The 1,423-nt window shown below is 58.3% G+C and carries 1 protein-coding gene; it reads left to right on the forward strand.

Features of this window, described 5'->3' with window-relative positions:
• Window positions 1–137: 137 nt before the first annotated feature.
• A complete protein-coding gene (locus ACYPXD_RS05745; protein ID WP_459708460.1) occupies window positions 138–1,154 on the forward strand; it encodes an IS110 family RNA-guided transposase in 1,017 nt (338 codons plus the stop codon).
• Window positions 1,155–1,423: the final 269 nt, after the last annotated feature.

Raw genomic sequence — 1,423 nt, forward strand, 5'->3', positions numbered from 1 at the left:
CGGAGATGGTATGGACGCCTCCCTCCCACGTCGGGCTAGGTAGGCAGCAAGAACGGCGGAGCCCTCGCTATACCCGACGGCATCAGAGTGCCAAAGTGGTGGCGTTGAGACGACCACCGAGGGGCAGGAGGGCTCAAATGAAGACTACGACATTTGGCGTTGACCTGGCAAAGCGGGTCTTTCAGGTGCACTGGGTCGACATGGAAACAGGCGAAATCAACAGACGGCAGTTCAGGCGTGAACAGCTGGTGACGTTTTTCGCGGAACAGGCGCCCGGGATTATTGCGATGGAGGCTTGCGGCAGCGCCCATTACTGGGCGCGCCGCTTCGTAGGCTTTGGACACGAGGTCAGGCTTATCGCAGCTTCATTCGTCCGACCGTTCGTGAAGAGCAACAAGACCGATATGGCCGACGCCCAGGCAATCTGGGAGGCGGTGCAGCGTCCGGAAATGCGCTTCGTAGCTGTGAAGAGCGAGGCGCAGCAGGCCGTGCTGACACTGCATCGCGTACGTCAGCAACTGATGAAAATACGCCACATGCAGACCAACCAGATACACGCCTTGCTCTATGAATTCGGCGCAACGGTACGTGGCGGATCGCATAGCATGGATGAGGCAGCGCTCAGATTGACGGAACTGGCCGATACGTTACCCGCTATGGTCATTGACACGCTTCGCGAGCAACTGCAGCGTATCGAAGCTTTGACGGCCGATATCCGCGCGATAGAGCGCCGCCTCGCGGCCTGGCAGCGCCGTGACGAAGCAGCTACGCGGATCAGCGCAATTCCCGGCGTCGGACTGCTTACTGCTACCGCGGCCGTTGCCACCATAGGCCACGCAGGCGCGTTTCGTTCGGGGCGCGAATTTGCAGCATTCCTTGGGCTGGTTCCCCGACAGAGTGGAACAGGAGGTCGCGTAAAGCTGCTGGGCATCAGCAAACGGGGTGACGTCTACCTGCGTACCTTGCTGATTCATGGCGCACGCGCAGTGCTTTCTCATCCCGCGCACCTGAACGAATCGCTGCAACGCCTGCTGGCGCGACGACCGTTTAATGTCGCGATCGTCGCACTGGCCAACAAGATCGCACGCACGATATGGGCACTACTTGCCCACGAAAGAACGTATCAACCGGGTTACGTGGCTTCTGCTGCGTAGAACATCAACTTTACCAGGGAGACTGGTCGCCAACAGGTTGCGCAGGTCGATATACACATGTGATGGCAAAACAGGTCGGACCGGGAGGAAGCAAACCTGAATGTAGTCTTGTCCTTCTAGGACTCGACGGAGATGAGGCCTTCCTCTGCAGATTCCATCAGGGCCAGCGGATAGCGTCCGCATTACAGGTCGGATATAAGTCTGCAGCCTACTTCTGTCTTACACACGTCAATATCCCCTGGCAAGCCGGGAGGTGTCCATATAAGACT

The sequence above is a fragment of the Paraburkholderia sp. 2C genome (genome assembly GCF_054589215.1).

Bases quoted from the DNA above. Each gene is read 5' to 3' on its own strand.
- ACYPXD_RS05745 (WP_459708460.1), top strand. From the start codon at position 138: ATGAAGACTACGACATTTGGCGTTGACCTGGCAAAGCGGGTCTTTCAG.